14 protein-coding genes are annotated in these 16,509 nt (G+C 41.0%); 12 read left to right on the top strand and 2 right to left on the bottom strand.

Annotation, left to right across the window (positions count from 1 at the left end):
- Positions 1-173: 173 nt before the first annotated feature.
- The 7 genes from HGJ91_RS08215 to HGJ91_RS08185 all read left to right on the top strand — a co-directional run bounded on the left by HGJ91_RS08215 (position 174) and on the right by HGJ91_RS08185 (position 8,297).
- Complete coding sequence (locus HGJ91_RS08215) at positions 174-1,703, top strand: ATP-binding protein (protein ID WP_291347239.1); 1,530 nt, start codon at positions 174-176, stop codon at positions 1,701-1,703.
- Positions 1,696-3,042, top strand: a complete 1,347-nt coding sequence (locus HGJ91_RS08210) for a sigma-54 dependent transcriptional regulator (protein ID WP_291347238.1) — start codon at positions 1,696-1,698, stop codon at positions 3,040-3,042. The genes HGJ91_RS08215 and HGJ91_RS08210 overlap by 8 nt, the downstream gene beginning before the upstream one ends.
- Before the next feature lie 217 nt (positions 3,043-3,259).
- Positions 3,260-3,547: a DUF997 domain-containing protein gene (locus HGJ91_RS08205; protein WP_291347237.1), complete on the top strand. Its 288-nt coding sequence runs from the start codon at positions 3,260-3,262 to the stop codon at positions 3,545-3,547.
- 1 nt (position 3,548) lies between these two features.
- Positions 3,549-5,042, top strand: coding sequence for a sodium:solute symporter (locus HGJ91_RS08200; protein WP_291347236.1), 1,494 nt, complete (start codon positions 3,549-3,551; stop codon positions 5,040-5,042).
- A gap of 21 nt (positions 5,043-5,063) precedes the next feature.
- The gene (locus tag HGJ91_RS08195; protein WP_291347235.1) at positions 5,064-6,635 is read left to right on the top strand and encodes a benzoate-CoA ligase family protein; all 1,572 of its coding nucleotides are present in this window, start codon (positions 5,064-5,066) and stop codon (positions 6,633-6,635) included.
- A 189-nt stretch (positions 6,636-6,824) separates the two neighbouring features.
- Positions 6,825-7,598, top strand: a complete 774-nt coding sequence (locus HGJ91_RS08190; RefSeq protein ID WP_291347234.1) for an alpha/beta hydrolase — start codon at positions 6,825-6,827, stop codon at positions 7,596-7,598.
- Between the two features lie 24 nt (positions 7,599-7,622).
- Positions 7,623-8,297 (top strand): hypothetical protein, encoded by a 675-nt coding sequence (locus HGJ91_RS08185; protein ID WP_291347233.1) that lies wholly within the window; start codon positions 7,623-7,625, stop codon positions 8,295-8,297.
- Positions 8,298-8,326: 29 nt separating this feature from the next.
- Here the strand turns inward: HGJ91_RS08185 and HGJ91_RS08180 are convergent, their stop codons facing one another.
- Positions 8,327-9,952 carry an ABC-F family ATP-binding cassette domain-containing protein gene (locus tag HGJ91_RS08180; protein WP_291347232.1) on the bottom strand — a complete coding sequence of 542 codons (1,626 nt, stop codon included), beginning with the start codon at positions 9,950-9,952 and terminating at the stop codon, positions 8,327-8,329.
- Positions 9,953-10,181: 229 nt separating this feature from the next.
- On the opposite strand from HGJ91_RS08180, the gene HGJ91_RS08175 reads away from it, so the two are divergent.
- From HGJ91_RS08175 to HGJ91_RS08160, 4 genes are all read left to right on the top strand, one after another.
- Positions 10,182-12,107 carry a PAS domain S-box protein gene (locus HGJ91_RS08175; protein ID WP_291347231.1) on the top strand — a complete coding sequence of 642 codons (1,926 nt, stop codon included), beginning with the start codon at positions 10,182-10,184 and terminating at the stop codon, positions 12,105-12,107.
- A gap of 250 nt (positions 12,108-12,357) precedes the next feature.
- Entirely contained in the window at positions 12,358-12,684 is a 327-nt protein-coding gene (locus HGJ91_RS08170) for a hypothetical protein (RefSeq protein WP_291347230.1), read from the top strand.
- A 204-nt stretch (positions 12,685-12,888) separates the two neighbouring features.
- Positions 12,889-13,488, top strand: coding sequence for a SagB/ThcOx family dehydrogenase (locus HGJ91_RS08165; RefSeq protein ID WP_291347229.1), 600 nt, complete (start codon positions 12,889-12,891; stop codon positions 13,486-13,488).
- 279 nt (positions 13,489-13,767) lie between these two features.
- Positions 13,768-14,112 (top strand): antibiotic biosynthesis monooxygenase, encoded by a 345-nt coding sequence (locus HGJ91_RS08160; protein WP_291347228.1) that lies wholly within the window; start codon positions 13,768-13,770, stop codon positions 14,110-14,112.
- A 23-nt stretch (positions 14,113-14,135) separates the two neighbouring features.
- On the opposite strand, the gene HGJ91_RS08155 is transcribed toward HGJ91_RS08160, so the two are convergent.
- On the bottom strand, positions 14,136-14,423 hold the full coding sequence (locus HGJ91_RS08155) for a DUF503 domain-containing protein (protein ID WP_291347227.1): 288 nt from the start codon (positions 14,421-14,423) through the stop codon (positions 14,136-14,138).
- A 460-nt stretch (positions 14,424-14,883) separates the two neighbouring features.
- On the opposite strand from HGJ91_RS08155, the gene HGJ91_RS08150 reads away from it, so the two are divergent.
- The coding region (locus tag HGJ91_RS08150) for an ATP-dependent endonuclease (RefSeq protein WP_291347226.1) at positions 14,884-16,509 on the top strand (1,626 nt) is incomplete at its 3' end.

Genomic DNA, 16,509 nt, shown 5'->3' with positions numbered 1-16,509 from the left:
TGTTCAAAAAGTCAAATTTTAAAAAATTTTTCTTGCTTCAAAAAATCCTATCTGATAGGGATCGAACCCATATAAGTTCAGATTTCCTTTGGTCAAAAACAGGGTCGGTGCTCTGGCTCCCTTGACGGTTTTTGATCAAATATATTTTTGATGTATTGAGGATTTTTGTTAAAATGAATTTTAAATGGGAAAATTTTCTAAGCAGACATAGAGGCCGGGTTGTGGTTGAATGGGAAAAAAGGCTCAAACATGATGTGTCTGAGCATTATACCAAAAGATCCTCAGAAGAACTGAACATGACCACAGGAGAAGCATATGATGCGTTCCGTCAACTGATTACCCGCAATGATTATACCCGCATAAATAAGTTTATCAATGAAATCACAAAAATCCGATTAGAGACAGGCTTCCCCCTGGATGATGTCCAGAAAGCATTTGAGCTTTACCGGCAGATTATTATTCCAGTCCTTGTAAAAGAATCACCAAGACAATTGTTGTACGAAAATATTGAATCCATCAACACGGGCCTTGCCTACACCATCCATCGATTCAGCAAGCACTTTCAAAAAACGCATGAAAAGTATTTAAAAGAATATGCAAACCGGCTTGAACAAGATGTAACAACAAGAACAACAGAATTGAAAGAATCTGAACATAAGTACAAAACCCTTGTTGAAGATATCAGTGACGGCTATCTGGTGCTGGATAAAGAAAAAATTGATTTTGTGAATCCGGCTTTTTCCAGAATGCACGGGTATCGGACAACTGATAATATCCCAAAATCATTCATGTCTTTTGTTGCCCGGGAAAGCCATGAAAAGGTAAGAGACATTATCACCAAAAATATTGAGCCGGGCATTGAAACCGATGCATTCGAATACCAGCGGTTGACAAAGGATAGGGAACACCTGCCCACGGAAATTAATTTCAGGCCATCATTGTTCAAAGGTAAAAATTATAACCTTTGTATTGTCAGGGATATTACAAAGCGGGTTGAGATGGAGAAAAAAAACAGAGAAACAGAGCGAATGGCATATATCGGCAAATTAACGGCATCTCTTTCCCATGAAATCAGAAATCCTCTATCATCAATAAAAATGAATCTTCAAATTTTAAACAAAACTATTCTCTTAAAGGGGAATGATAGAAAACGGCTTCAAATATCAGAAAGAGAGATTAAACGACTTGAAAGCATTTTACGGGAACTTCTTAATTTTGCAAAACCAGTATCATTGCAACGTACCCCGACAAATATCAACCATATTATTTATTCCTGTGTTGAGCTTTTAGAAATAAAACTCTATAGAAAAAATATTGATTATAAAATCAATATTGACCGAAGATTAAAAGAACTTTCTGCTGATAAAGGAAAAATTGAGCAACTGATTATCAATTTACTTTTAAATGCATTGGACTCTGTTGATGATTTCGGGAAAATAATAATTTCAACAAGTAAGGAAAACAATAATGGTCAAGCCTATTTTGTCATCAGAGTTGAAGATGATGGAAAAGGTATCCCGAAAGAAGTATTAGTAAATATTTTTGAACCGTTTTATACAACAAAAACAAAAGGTACCGGTCTCGGTCTTGCAAATGTGAAAAGGATTGTAGAGGCCCATGGTGGCATAGTAAAAGTATCTAATGCAGAAGAGACAGGAACCATATTTGAAGTACTCATTCCTATGGGAGAAACAAATGGCTAAGATATTAGTTGTTGATGATGAATATCCGATCCGTAAATCAATCGACATGTTCATGTCTGAAAAAGGGCATGCCGTTCACACGACATCAACAATTAAAGAGGCATTAAATCGATTTAATGAGCTGTGTCCTGAGGTGGTCATCCTTGACATCAGACTTCCTGACGGCAGTGGTCTGGATGCCTTAAGCCAGATGCACACTGTTTATCCTTTGTCAAAAATTATTATGATCACAGCATTCCAGGATATGGAAACTACCATAGAAGCCATAAAAAAAGGGGCTTATGATTATATCCATAAACCTTTAGATGCGGATGAGCTTGAAAAAATAGTAAACGATGCAATTGCAAGTTTTTATGAAGACACTAAAACAACGGAAAAATATGAAAACCGGATCTCTTATAAAGCAAATGAAATAGTCGGTAAAAGTAAAGAAATGAAAGAAATTTATAAAATGATTGGCATGCTTTGCCAAAACAGGGCCACGGTACTGATTACGGGTGAAACCGGCACAGGTAAAGAACTTGTTGCAAGACGGATCCATTTGAGCGGCCCGTACTGCAATCAACCCTTTATCACCTTTGACTGTTCAGCTGTGGTTGATACTCTTCTGGAAAGTGAACTGTTCGGCCATGAAAAAGGAGCCTTTACAGGAGCTGTGAATTCAAGACCGGGTAAAATTGAATTGGCCGGTGAAGGTACTATCTTCCTTGATGAGGTCGGGGAACTGCCGTTAAACCTTCAGGCAAAGCTTTTGGGATTTCTTGAAAGAAAGCAGTATATGCGTGTTGGTGGCAAGAATGTTCTAAAATCCAGGTGCAGAATCATTGTCGCCACTAATAAAAACCTTGGAAAGATGGTTAACAAAAATACATTCAGGGATGATCTCTATTACAGACTCAATGTGGCAACCATAACCCTTCCTCCATTAAGGCAGAGATTATCTGATATCAATGATCTTGTAGCCCATTTCACCATGAAAAGCGCTCGAGAGCTGGGTGTAAAAAAAGCAAACCTTCAAAGCGGCTGCATTGAAAGACTGAAACGTCATCCCTGGACAGGGAATGTCAGGGAGCTTGAAAATATTATTATTTCAGCATCCATACAAACCAGGGGGACTGTAATCCTTTTGGATACCATTGAAGATCTGTTGTCAAATGATCCAATTTCAGGGGAAAAAAATACAAACACATTTTCTCTTTCACGAATAGAAAGCAAGCACATTTTTAACATCCTTCAATCCGTTCGATGGAATAAAACAAAAGCCGCTAAAATTCTTAAAATTTCTTTGCCCACTTTACGGAAAAAAATTCAAAAGTACCAGCTTACTCCCCCTGACTAGTGAAAGAAACTTGCTATCCCAGAAAGATTCTTTCCGATAAATCCGATCGGTCATCAACCCGTCAATATTTGAAAACCATTGTCCCTGTGATTGTTTCACCTCTTTAAATTTTTCCAAAAAACTGGCACAGGATTTGCTCTTTACTGAGAACCAGTGAAGATTCATTGGTAAATGTGTCTGTATTTTTTAACATCTTTAACACAAAGGGAGAAAGTGAATGTCGTCTAATGTAAACAAAAAGAAAAACACTCTTTTTTTAAGCTTGTTTCTTATTCTCACTGTATTGTGCTGGTGCCCTATTGGATATGGAAGTTATGGTGAAGTTGGATTGATTATGGGAATGCCCTCGTGGGCGTTCATCATGCTGGTAATTGGAGCTGTCCTCTTTATAATTGAATGGATTTATCTATTTTGGACGGACTTGGCGTTGTATGATGAGGATCTTGAAGAGATCATAGATGCGCTCATAAAAGACACTCAAGAAACCAGCAAGGAGGAGATATAAAATGATAGCCGTTATTATTATTACCAGCCTTTGCCTGGTATCGGTCTATATCAGCTATGTGGCATTCCGAAAAGGGTTCACAAAAACTGCAGACGATTATTTTGTGGCAGGGTCAAGCCTTGGCTATTTTGTTCTTATTTTCAGCCTTCTGGCATCCTTCTTAAGTGCTTTTTCCATGTTCGGAATGTCAAGCTTTGGATACCGTCTGGGATTCGGGTCCTTATATGTCCTGACTGCCAACCTGGTTCCTTTAGGATTTTTATGGTATTTCATGCACAAAAAGACATTCCTTTTGGGAAGGGCCAGAAAATGGATGACTATGGGTGCGCCGTTTGGTGAAAGATATGGCACTCCCATGAGAATTATCCTGGTTCTTGTGGTGCTTGTGGCATCCATCCCATACATCGTCGCTCAGATCCAGGGAATCGGTGTCATGCTGGAAGCCATGAGCGAAGGCATTATTTCTTTTCATGCCGGGTTGTTCTTTGTTCCCTTTTTTATTGCATTATATCTGATGATGGGCGGGATGAAAGGAGCGGCATGGGTCAATGCTATCCAGGGGGTCTTTTTTTCCATCATGGTGTTTGTTCTCTTCTTTTTTGTTATGATGAAAAATGGCGGATTTGTTCCGACCATGGAACTGGTTATGGCAAAACATCCCAACCTGTTTCAGATTGGCTGGGCAGGGGGTAAAGTCTGGAGTTATCCCATGATTTTTGGAATGGCAGCTGCTATGTGCCTGGGATGCGTCTGTTTCCCTCAGCCCTTTATGCATGCCTATTCAAGCCGGTCCGTCCGGGGACTCAAAGCAATGTTCCTCGCATTTGGCGGCATCTGCCTGGTCGTCATCACCATGCCCACTCTGATCGGCATTGCCGGCAACATCATCGTTCCGGGGCTTAAGGGGGTTGAAGCCGATAAAATTTACGGACTTGTTGCAAGTGCAACCATGCCGGACTGGCTGGCAGCATTTGCAGTAGCGGGTGGATTTACGGCTGCCATGTCAACAGTGAACGGTCTTGTTTTTGGAAATGCGGCAAATCTTTCAGTGGACATTGTCAAGATACTCAGGCCGGAAACCAAATCATCACAACTCATTACCATTGCCAGGGTATTTGTGGCCATTATCATGGCCATCTGTGTATTTATTGCCTGGAATCCCAATACCCCGGTGGCAGAGCTTTCCATTATTGCTTTCGGTACAGTGGCGGTAACTTTTTTTGCTCTTTGGGGGGCTTATTATTGGAAAAGGGCCACCGCGACTGGTGCTATCTTATCCACACTGGTCGGTGTCACATTAAACGTCACCTTCTTTTTTGTCGGCGGCAAAGCCATGGTTCTGTTTCCCCAGAAATCGCTGCTCAACTTGAACGGATTCCTTGCCTCGTTTATTCTCTCCGGGATTGTTTTCTTTGTCGTGTCTTATCTGACAACACCCGGCAAAACCGAAGAAAAAAGCCTTAAATTATTTTTCCACCCAATTTTGACCAAATAACTTATCAGGAGAAAATAAATTATGAAACTTGACATTCTTGAATCTGAGCACTTTAATGCTGCAGATTATTTTGTGGACAAAAATATCCGTGAAGGAAGAAAGGATAAAGTCGCGGTTCTGTGTGAAGACCGGCAGATGACTTATGGAAGGCTTGCCAAAGAGGTCAACCGATTTGGTAATGCCCTGTTGTCAAAAGGGGTCAGACTGGAAGACCGGGTGGCCATGCTCATGCTGGATATGGAACTTTATCCTGTGGTATTTTTCGGCTCTATCAAAGCCGGTGCAATTCCCATCTGCCTGAATACCTTGATGCGGCCAAAGGATTATCTCTATTTTTTAAATGACAGCCGGGCAAGGGTTCTGGTGGTTGACGAGAGCCTGTATTTCAATATAGAAGAAATCAAAAATGAACTGAAATTTCTGGAGCGGATCATCATGGTCAACCGCACCCAGGCCCGGTCGGATGTCATGGCATATGATGACTTTGTCAGCAACCAGTCCGATTCCCTTGAACCGGCCGAAACCTGCCCGGATGATGCCTGTTTCTGGTTGTACAGTTCGGGGTCAACAGGAAAACCCAAAGGGACAGTTCATTTACAGCATGATATGCTGTTCAGCGTTGAGACCTATGGAAAGCAGGTATTAAAGATACAGGAAGATGATGTCTGTTTTTCAGCTGCAAAATTGTTTTTTGCCTATGGGCTGGGTAATGGGCTCTATTTTCCTTTCAGTGTCGGTGCAACAGCCGTATTGATGCCGGAACGCCCCACACCGGAATCTGTCTATAACACCATTGCCCTTCACCAGCCCACCTTGTTCTTTGGGGTCCCCACCCTGTACGGCGCCATGCTCGCAGCAGAAGAAGGAAAGGTGAATGGGATCAGGCTTTGTGTGTCTGCAGGCGAAGCCTTGCCCGCAGATATCTTCCACCGCTGGAAAGACCGATTTAATGTGGACATCCTTGATGGTATCGGGTCTACGGAAATCGCTCATATCTATGTTTCCAACCGGGTGGAGGACATCCGACCGGGAAGTACGGGACAGATTGTGCCCGGGTATGAAGCAAAGATTGTGGACAATGATTTCAATGAAGTGCTTCAGGGAGAGATCGGAACTCTTTTGATTAAAGGCGACAGCACAGCACCCTACTATTGGAACAAACATGAAAAAACCAAAGAAGCCATGTTGGGAGAATGGTTTAATACCGATGATAAATTTTTTGTGGATGAAGAAGGGTTTTTCTTTTATGTAGGGCGATCAAATGACATGTTGAAAGTAGGCGGCATCTGGGTTTCCCCCATTGAAGTTGAGGCTTGTCTCATTGGTCACCCGGCTGTCCTTGAAAGCGCAGTTGTTCCGTCCAGAAATGAAGAAGACCTTGTAAAGCCCTGTGCTTATATTGTTTTAAATAAGGGCTTTTCTCCATCAGAGGGACTTGAGAAAGAAATAAAAACCTATGTTAAAAAGGAACTGGCCCATTATAAATTCCCCCGGTGGATTTATTTTGTGGACGATTTGCCCAAAACTGCAACAGGAAAAGTAAAACGGTTTGAATTAAAAGACCAGGAAGATCGTAAGGCTTTATTGGTTTAACCATTTATATAATTGCCTGCTTACCGTTTACGCTGCCCTGGCCATGACGGCCAGGGCTTCTACCGGTTAAATCAATTCCGGTTAAGAACGCGGGAAGCTGGAAATTTTCAGGTGTTCGGTTGCAAGAGTTATTTTTGTTTGTCTTGTACCAAACAATGCGTTAATACTGTTATGAAAGGAGCATAACATTTGACAGTCTTTTTAAAACTGGGTTCCAGAAAAATTGAAGTCCAATGGTATCAGACAAAACAAAAAGATCGCCCGACCCTGATCTTTTTGCATGAAGGCATAGGGTGTGCCGAAATGTGGAAAGATTTCCCCGGGATGGTATCCCGGAATACAGGTTGCCCTGCCCTGGTTTTTTCACGGTTTGGATACGGCAGTTCAGATCCGTGCCCTACCCCATGGAAAATTAATTTCATGCACAAAGAAGCGTTAACCATACTGCCTGAAATTATAAAAAAAACTCAAATAGAAAACTATATCCTGATCGGTCATTCCGACGGCGGCTCAATTGGAACTATATTTGCCGGCAGTCCCTATGCAAAAGGCCTGAAAGGGTTGATCACTGAGGCGGCCCACGTTTTTTGCGAACAGGTCACCGTGGATTGTATCCAACAGGCAAAAATAAATTATGAACAGCATACCTTAAAACAAGGCCTTGAGAAATATCATGGTAAAAATACAGATAATGCATTCCGGGGCTGGAATGACGTCTGGCTGCACCCCAATTTTATCAAATGGAACATTGAAAAATACTTATGCAGAATCAAAGTCCCCATGCTTGCCATCCAGGGAAAAGACGATCAATATGGAACAAAAAAACAGATGGAATCCATTAAACGCCATGTTAAACATGCCAAAACCTATCTGATTGATGATTGCAGGCACTCTCCACACCTTGAACAGCCTGAAAAAGTATTACATATCATGACCCAATTTATTCATCAGATTAAGGAATAAACAATAGAACATGAGGAGAAGAGTGTGATCCCCTGGGAAGAAATTGACAGGGCCAACGTCCCCGGACATGAAGGAGGCGTCACACTGATGAAGCGAGGCTCGGAATTCTCGATCCGAACCGCAGGAACAGAGCTGATGAACAGCCGTGTCCACGGTTCCGAAGATGCGCTGGCACAGCTCACATGCAGCCGAATCAAACAAAAATCAGACTTAAGGATTCTCATTGGAGGCCTCGGCATGGGCTATACCCTGGCAGCCGCACTTGAACAATCAAGACCGGATACATGCATCATCGTATCCGAACTGATCCCGGCGGTGGTCAGATGGAACCGGGAATACCTGGGACACCTTTCAGGAGTGCCGCTGGATGATCCCCGGGTATCTGTCAAAGAAGAAGATGTGGCAAAAATCATCAGAAGGAAAAAATCCGCATGGGATGCAATACTTCTTGATGTGGACAACGGACCTGCCGGACTTACCCGGACAGCCAATGACCGCCTCTACAGCAGACCCGGTCTGGAAAGCTCCTTTTTAGCTCTCCGCCCCAAAGGGATTCTGGCCGTCTGGTCTTCCAAACCAGACGAGGCATTCACCCGCCGCCTGAAGCAGTGCGGATTTAAAGCCCAAACCGTTACCGTACGAGCCCGCAAATCCGGAAAAGGCAGCCGGCACACCATCTGGCTTGCAGAAAAACCCTGACCGCACCATGCTTCTTTGAACCCGGTTGCTTAAGCAGCCTTTTGGGTCATGGCTTTTCGGGTTTGTGCAACTTCCGTGCTTTCAATATACTCATCGAACGTCATGAGCCGATCGATAACTCCGCCGGGTGTGATCTCTATAATCCGGTTTACCACGGTACTCACAAACTCATGGTCATGGGAGGCAAAAAGAATCACCTCCTGGAATTTGAGCAGGCTGTTATTTAATGACGTGATGGATTCCAGATCAAGGTGGTTGGTGGGTTCATCCAGCATCAGGACATTGGATTTGGCAAGCATCATCCTTGAAAGCATGCAGCGTACTTTTTCCCCGCCGGAGAGCATGCTGATCTTTTTTGTGGCATCCTCCCCGGAAAAGAGCATGCGCCCCAAAAAAGTCCGGGCAAAGTTTTCGTTCTCTTTGGGGGGAGCGAATTGCATGAGCCACTCGATAAGATTCCGGTCGCCGTTGAAATAGTCACTGTGTTCCTTGGGGAAATAGGAGTGAGTAATGGTGACTCCCCAGTTAAAAGTACCGCTGTCCGGTTCTATTTCTCCGGCCAGAATCTGGAAAAGAGTGGTCCTGGCCAGACTGCTGCTGCCCATAAAAGCGATCTTATCTGCACCGTTCACCGTAAAACTCACATTATTCAACACTTTTTCACCATCAATGGTTTTTGTGAGCTTGTCCACTTCCAGGATCACATTTCCACAGGATCGTTCCGGCTTAAAACTGATAAACGGGTATTTCCTTGAGGATACCGGCATGTCTTCAATGGTAAGTTTTTCTAAGAGTTTCTTGCGGGAGGTTGCCTGTTTGGATTTGGAAGCGTTGGAACTGAATCGCTGTATAAATGACTTCAACTCATTGGCCCGGTCAGTCACTTTCTTATTATCAGCCAGTTTTTGTTTCAGGTTCAGCTGGCTGGCCTGGTACCAGAAATCATAATTCCCTGCGTATACAGATATTTTACTAAAATCAATGTCTGCAATATGGGTACAGACCTGGTTCATGAAATGACGGTCATGTGATACCACGATTACCGTGTTCTTGAACCGGTAGAGGAACCTCTCAAGCCAGGAAATGGATTTGATGTCCAGGTTGTTGGTGGGCTCGTCCAGAAGCAGGACGTCCGGGTTTCCAAACAAGGCCTGGGCAAGAAGTACCCGCACTTTTTCCCCACCCTCGAGTTCCTTCATCTTTTTCTCATGCAGCTCTTCACTAATTCCCAGACTGTTTAAAAGAACTGCCGCTTCAGACTCTGCCTCATAGCCGTTCATCTCTGCAAATTCGAGCTCAAGCTCACCTGACCTGATGCCATCCTCTTCGGAAAAATCGGGCTTGGCATAAAGCGCATCCCTCTGTGCCATAATTTTGTACAACTTTTCATGGCCCATGATCACAGTATTTAAAACCGTGTCCTCGTCAAAGGCAAAGTGATCCTGTCTTAAAACCGCGATTCGCTCTTTGGACCCTACTGATACGGTCCCTGTGTCTGATTCGATATCCCCGGCAAGAATTTTTAAGAATGTGGACTTTCCTGCGCCGTTGGCGCCGATGAGCCCGTAAATATTTCCCGGTGTAAACTTTATATTGACGTCTTTGAACAAGACCCTCTTGCCATAGGCGAGGGTAACGTTGGTTGCGCAAATCATTGTTGTTGCTTTCCTTTTCATTAAATAAAAAAAACCACCGGAACAGATCCCGCGGTTCAAAATTCGACTGTAACCTATCATCTTTTAAAGTGAAAGGAAATCCTTAAATTAACAAAATTTTATGATATCTTTAACCTTTTTAAGATATCATGTTGAAAACACGATAACATTCTGAGTATAAGTAATTATGTCAGATAATGAACGGTTATATTTTTCCAAGGTGGTATAAATGAAATTGAGGGACAAACAATCAGCTCTTCAAGATGCACAGAACGCAGAAAAATCAGCTATAAAATTGTACCAGAAAACCCGTCTCGCACAAGAACGTCTCCGCACACTCTTAAAGTTCCTGCCTGACCCGGTATTTGCCTTCACCCTTGACAACACGGTTGAATACATCAATCCGGCGTTTGAAAAAGTCTTCGGATGGACCCTCAAAGAGGTAAAAGGAAAAAATATTAAATTCATTCCCGATCACTTGATTGATCAGGCAAAACAGGGGATGAAACAATTGTTCAAAAACCAATCGGTTCATGACTTTGAAACCCAAAGATACACTAAAGACGGACGAATTCTTGATATATTAATCAATGGATCAATTTTGTATGATGAACATAACAAACCGGTAGGACAGGCATTGATACTGCGGGACATGACCGTTGAAAAACGGATGGCTAAAAGCAACCGGATCATGTTCACTATCTCCAAAGCACTGCATCAATACCAGAAACTGGAAGATCTTATCGCTCTTATCAATAAAGAGATACAAAAACTGATATCTGTGGAAGGGGCCTTCATTCTGCTGGCAGATAAATCAAAAGACCAGCTCTATTTTTTTTCTGCCCAGTACCGGAACCTGGAATCGGAAAAAAAATTCGAGAAAATCAGGTTTCAGGCAGACCAGGGAGTTTCCGGGCGTGTTTACAAAACCGGAAAACCCCTTATAATTCCAGATGCCGCCAAATGCTCTTTTTTCTTAAGACGGGTCGATGATGAAACCGATCTTACCACAAAAAACATTCTGTCCGTTCCCATAAAGCTTAAAGACCGGACCATCGGTGTGATTTCCGTTGTCAATAAAAGCCATGGAGAATTTGATAACACAGATATTGAACTGCTGAGCATGGTGACCAGTACGATTGCGCTGCCCATTGAAAATACCCGGATACATGAAGAGTTACGCAAATCCTATAAAGAACTGAAAACATTAAACCGTGCAAAAGACAAGGTGATCAACCATCTTGCCCATGAACTTAAGACCCCTGTTGCAGTTTTGAGCGCATCGATGAAGCTCTTGTCAAAAAAACTTAAGGCCTTAGGATTAGAAAACCATTTGATTGAAAAAATTTTCACAAGAGGACAAAGAAATCTTAACAGAATTCTGGATATACAGTATGAAGTTGAAGACCTCTTAAGAGAAAAAGATTTTAAAGCCTATCATATTCTTAACAAGCTTCTTGATGCATGCAAAGATGAATTGAGCATCCTGATTGAAAGCGAAACTGAAAATATTGATATTATCAACAGGGTACACGACACCATAGAAAACCTTTTCGGTCCAAAAAAAATTCAATCTCAATCTCTCCTTTTTGATGAATATCTGACAAAACTCATTGAACAGCTTCGACCCGAATTCCAGCATCGAAACTGTCTTTTGAACATTCGAATTGATAAAAATATTCCTGTTTATATTCCGCCTGAAATTCTTGACATTATAACAACTGGGGTCATCCGGAATGCAGTTGAATACACCCCGGATGCCGGCAAAATTGATATTATTTTGAAAAACACACAACATCATCCGGAATTGATTGTCACAGATTATGGAATCGGATTTACCAAAGAAAACCTGCACCTGATATTTAAAAATTATTTCACCCCACCGGAATCCATGGATTATTCAACAAAAAACCCCTATGATTTTAATGCTGGCGGCAGAGGGTTTGATCTTCTGAGAATAAAAATTTTTTCTGAACAATATCACTTTAACATATGGATTGATTCAAACCGGTGCGGCGTCATACCAAATGATAATGATATCTGTCCCGGCGATATTCGCCTGTGCCGGGCATGCACAACCCCGGATGGCTGTTTCAATTCAGGCGGCACTTCCATCCACATTCAATTTCAACAAGGTTCTGCTTACAGGGTCTAAAATTCTATTTGTTTTGCCCCAAGATATATTGTATGCTGATTTTTATCGAATTTTCAATTGAGATGTAATCAGAATTCATAGTTTGTATATGGCCCCTCCACTTGCCTGCTTCTTGTTTTTAATCAGGCAGGACATATATCCTGCTGACTATTATCACTTTTAAAATAGAATAACATTGGCGGCAATATGTTTGTAGAATTCATTATCACCGCATATATTGCCTGAATCATTTAATATAAAAGGGGGCATTATGCCGATTATTTTTATTGAAAGCCAGTACCCGGCACACAAAAACAAGGAAGTATTAACTGCCTGGTTAGGGGCAACTGAAAAATACCCTAGACCGGAAGACCTGTTTACCACTTTGGTTGATACGGCAATTAGCAGCGACAAAAAAGGGCTGAAAGTTTTGTCGGCCTATTTAATCAATCCCGGCAAATATGATGAAGCCTCTGCGTATTTTCGTAAATTTATGACCGAATTTTTTGACATTGAAGGCTATGGTTATGAATTTAACAACTGGTCAACCATTGAAGAGGCCATGGGATCAATAGAAGAAAGGATGCCCGAACGATAACCACACAGGCAAAAAAGTATTAAAAAGCAGGGTGAATTTGTGCCCTGCTTTTTAATAAATGCAAGGGTTAAAATGGATTTCAAAGAGGAACGAAGAAAAATCTTAGCCTGTTTTTTGAATTGGGTTGCTGCTTTTGGTATTGCCTCATCCTGGCCTTTGAGACAGGCAATTTCAAAAAACATTGAGCCATATCAAGGGGATGTTATGAAACTGCCACCCGCTAAAACAAAAGGAACGATCGCAGTAGAGACGGCGATCAAACAACGAAGGACCGTCCGGTCGTATAAGCCGCAGATTTTGAGTTTAGAACAATTCTCCCAGCTGTTATGGTCTGCCCAGGGTATTACGGAAACCAACGGGTTTAAGCGGGGCAGCCCTTCAGCAGGGGCACTGTATCCCATGGATGTCTATGCTGTTGCAGGGCAAGACGGTGTGGAGCAGATGGAAGCCGGGGTTTATCACTATGAAGCCAAAAGGCATATGGTGTCATGGATAACAAAACAAGACTTGAGAGATCGTGTCGCCAGGGCCGCTTTTTCCCAGATGTGGATGGCCAAAGCACCGCTTAACCTTGTTATTACTGCAGAGTATAGCCGGGTGACCGTTAAATATAGAAACCGTGGGGTTCGATATGCAATGATTGAAGCGGGCCATATAGGTCAAAATCTTTTTCTCCAGGCAGAAGCTCTGGGACTCAAGGCCGGAATTGTCGGAGCTTTTCATGATAATAAGCTCATTAAGGCCATGAAGATACCCCGCTCACACGAACCTTTGCTGATCATGCCTGTCGGATATGCAGGATAAAGAATTCATTTTTGTAGGAACCGTTTAATATTTAAATGCGCTGACCCTGCTTAAGGATGGTTGTTACATTGCATTAAATTCATTCATGTGTTAAATTTTATCTATATTCAATGCAGACTACTAAAGAGCAACTTCAATTAAGAATAAGCACGATTTCAAATCTCAATTGATCTCTACTCAGCAGATTATATCTTTTTTTGATCAAAAAATTACATGGTGTGAGTTGATGAAAGATAAAATCAACTCTGATTCAAAAAACAGACTTACGAAGGGGGTATCATGCTTGTAAAAGTCATTATTAAAAGGAACGTTAGTGAAGGCAAGGAAAAACATTTTTTTTCACTGCTGAAAAATCTCCGTTTCAACGCCATGCATCAAAAAGGCTATATTTCAGGAGAAACCCTGATTTGTGCTGAAAACACAAACAGAGTGGTTGTAATCAGCAAATGGGAATCCCTGGAAGACTGGGGCAATTGGAAAACAGATATAAAAAGAAGGGAAATAGATGCCAGGCTGGGTGAACTCCAGGATAACCCGACTATTTATGAACCTTATGTTTTTAGCAAGTATAAGGCTGCAGCTGAACAGGGTTTTCCACCTCCTCTCCAGAAACAGCGCTTATAAAATTTAATACATTCGGCAACAATTTATAGATGAATAATTTCAATTTGAGTGTCCGTAATCTGTGCAAGGCCAATATCATCGGCCAAATTAAATACCTTGTCCAGTTTTGAATTCACCACCCTTGGATCGTTGCCGATGATTGAAAATCCGATTTGAGCCCACGAATGACTGTCATTATAGTCGGTTTCCGCAATGGAGATATTGAACTTGTTTTTAATTCGGTTGATAATTGATTTAACGATACTGCGTTTTTCCTTCAAGGAACTGACACCGTACAGTTTAAATTTGATTTTGCCAGTTCCGACCACCATGAATATTTCCTTGAATAGGGTTAAAAATTCAGACAACCAAGATCTATATGTTTTTTAATGATAAATGGAAGGTTGATTTTTTTCAATCTATTTTCAACAGATCATTTTAAGCGAACTAAACAGATTATAGATTTTAACAAAAATAATGTTGATGTAACTACCTTGATGGGGGGTTGTTTTTTAGGTAAAAAATAGTACCATTTTCCAACATGGGACGGATACCCGTAGTTTCATATTCTCATTTCCACAAAAATTGATTTGTCAAAATGCCTTTACAGGCATTAGAAATGTTGCTACAAAATTCTAAATCCAGATTTTTCGCTTATCTGGTTGGATGTCATTCAAATTTACAAGATACACAGAACCACACAATTACTTGTTCTTTTTTAAAGGTAAGAAACATGTGATTATTTTTATAGAAATCTGGTGCTAACAACAATTTGGTAAAATATATATAAATATGCTTGAGTCAATTATATTCAAAAACTATCGATGTTTCGCTGACCATGAGTTACCAGTCAATCATGAAACAATTATTGTTGGGAGAAACAATGCTGGCAAATCAACAATTGTAGAAGGTTTAAGACTTGTTGCTATAATTACGGAACGATATAAAAATTTAGTATTTAAAAAAGTCCCCGTCTGGATTGATTTGCCAATAGCTCATAAAGGTGTCGGAGTATCTTTATCTGGGCTCAATATGAGTTGGGAAAATATATTTCACCGTTACCACGACCCGCCCGGAAAAATATTGGCTACTTTTTCGAATGGTTATAAAATGACTGTGCACATAGGCCCGAATAAGCAAACCCATACAGTTATTCAGAAAAGTAATAATCATATCATCGGAAGTAAAATAAAGGCGAAATCGGCTTCATTACCAAGAATCAGTGTCCTACCACAGATCTCGCCTCTTCAGAAAGAAGAGAATATTCGATCTACTGATTATGTTAAAGCGAATCTATCATCACACCTTTCATCTAATCATTTTCGAAATCAATTAGCTATTTTTTATAATGATTATTTTGACGAATTTAAATCATTAGCAGAGGAAAGTTGGCCTGGTTTACAAATTATAGGTTTGGAAGGAAGGGGTAATTTACCTGACCAACCTATTGAGTTAATGGTGAGGGATGGAGACTTTGTAGCGGAAGTTGGATGGATGGGACATGGCTTGCAAATGTGGTTGCAAACAATGTGGTTCATCACCAGATCCAAAAACAGCGATACAATTATTCTTGATGAACCTGATGTGTATATGCATCCAGATTTACAACGGAAATTACTTCGATTTATTAGAAGCCGAAATCCGCAATGCCTCATTGCGACACACTCTACAGAAATATTATCAGAAACAAAGCCAAATAATATTCTGATTATTGAAAGGTCTCAGAAGAAGTCTTCATTTTCCACAAATCTTCCTGCAGTCCAAAAAATAATTGAAAAAATTGGTAGTGCTCAAAATTTACAGCTAACCCGTTTGTGGTCTTCGGGAAAATTGTTGCTCGTAGAGGGAAAAGATATAAAATTTTTAAAGCAGTTTCAAAATTTAGTTTTCCCGAATTCCAAAATACCCATCGATATTTTACCGAATATGCCGATCGGTGGTTGGTCTGGGTGGCCATATGCTATTGGCTCGGCTATGTTGTTGACTAATTCATTCGGTGAAAAAATTTCCACCTACTGCATTCTCGATTCTGATTATTATCCGGGTGAAGTGGTGGAAAAAAGATATGAAGAGGCTGATGAAAAAAATGTGAGGTTGCATATATGGAACAAAAAAGAAGTTGAGAATTATCTGATCGTCACTTCGGTTATTGAAAGAGTCGCCAACATAAAAAATAAAAAGGGGTCCATCCTTTCAATTAGCATTGAAGACAAAATTGATGAAATAACTGACCAACTCAAAGATCAAACTATAGATTGTTTTTCTCAAGAGTTTTATAATTATGACCGTTCGAAAGGGATTGCTACTGCAAATAAGAAAGCCCGAAAATTTGTAAAAGATCATTGGAGTGATGTATCAAAACGTTTATGTGTTGTGTCTGGAAAAAAAGTAATTTCAAAATTATCATCTTGGATGAAT

The sequence above is a fragment of the Desulfobacula sp. genome (assembly GCF_014237455.1).
GTDB lineage: Bacteria > Desulfobacterota > Desulfobacteria > Desulfobacterales > Desulfobacteraceae > Desulfobacula.
This window is presented reverse-complemented; position numbering and strand designations above follow the sequence as displayed.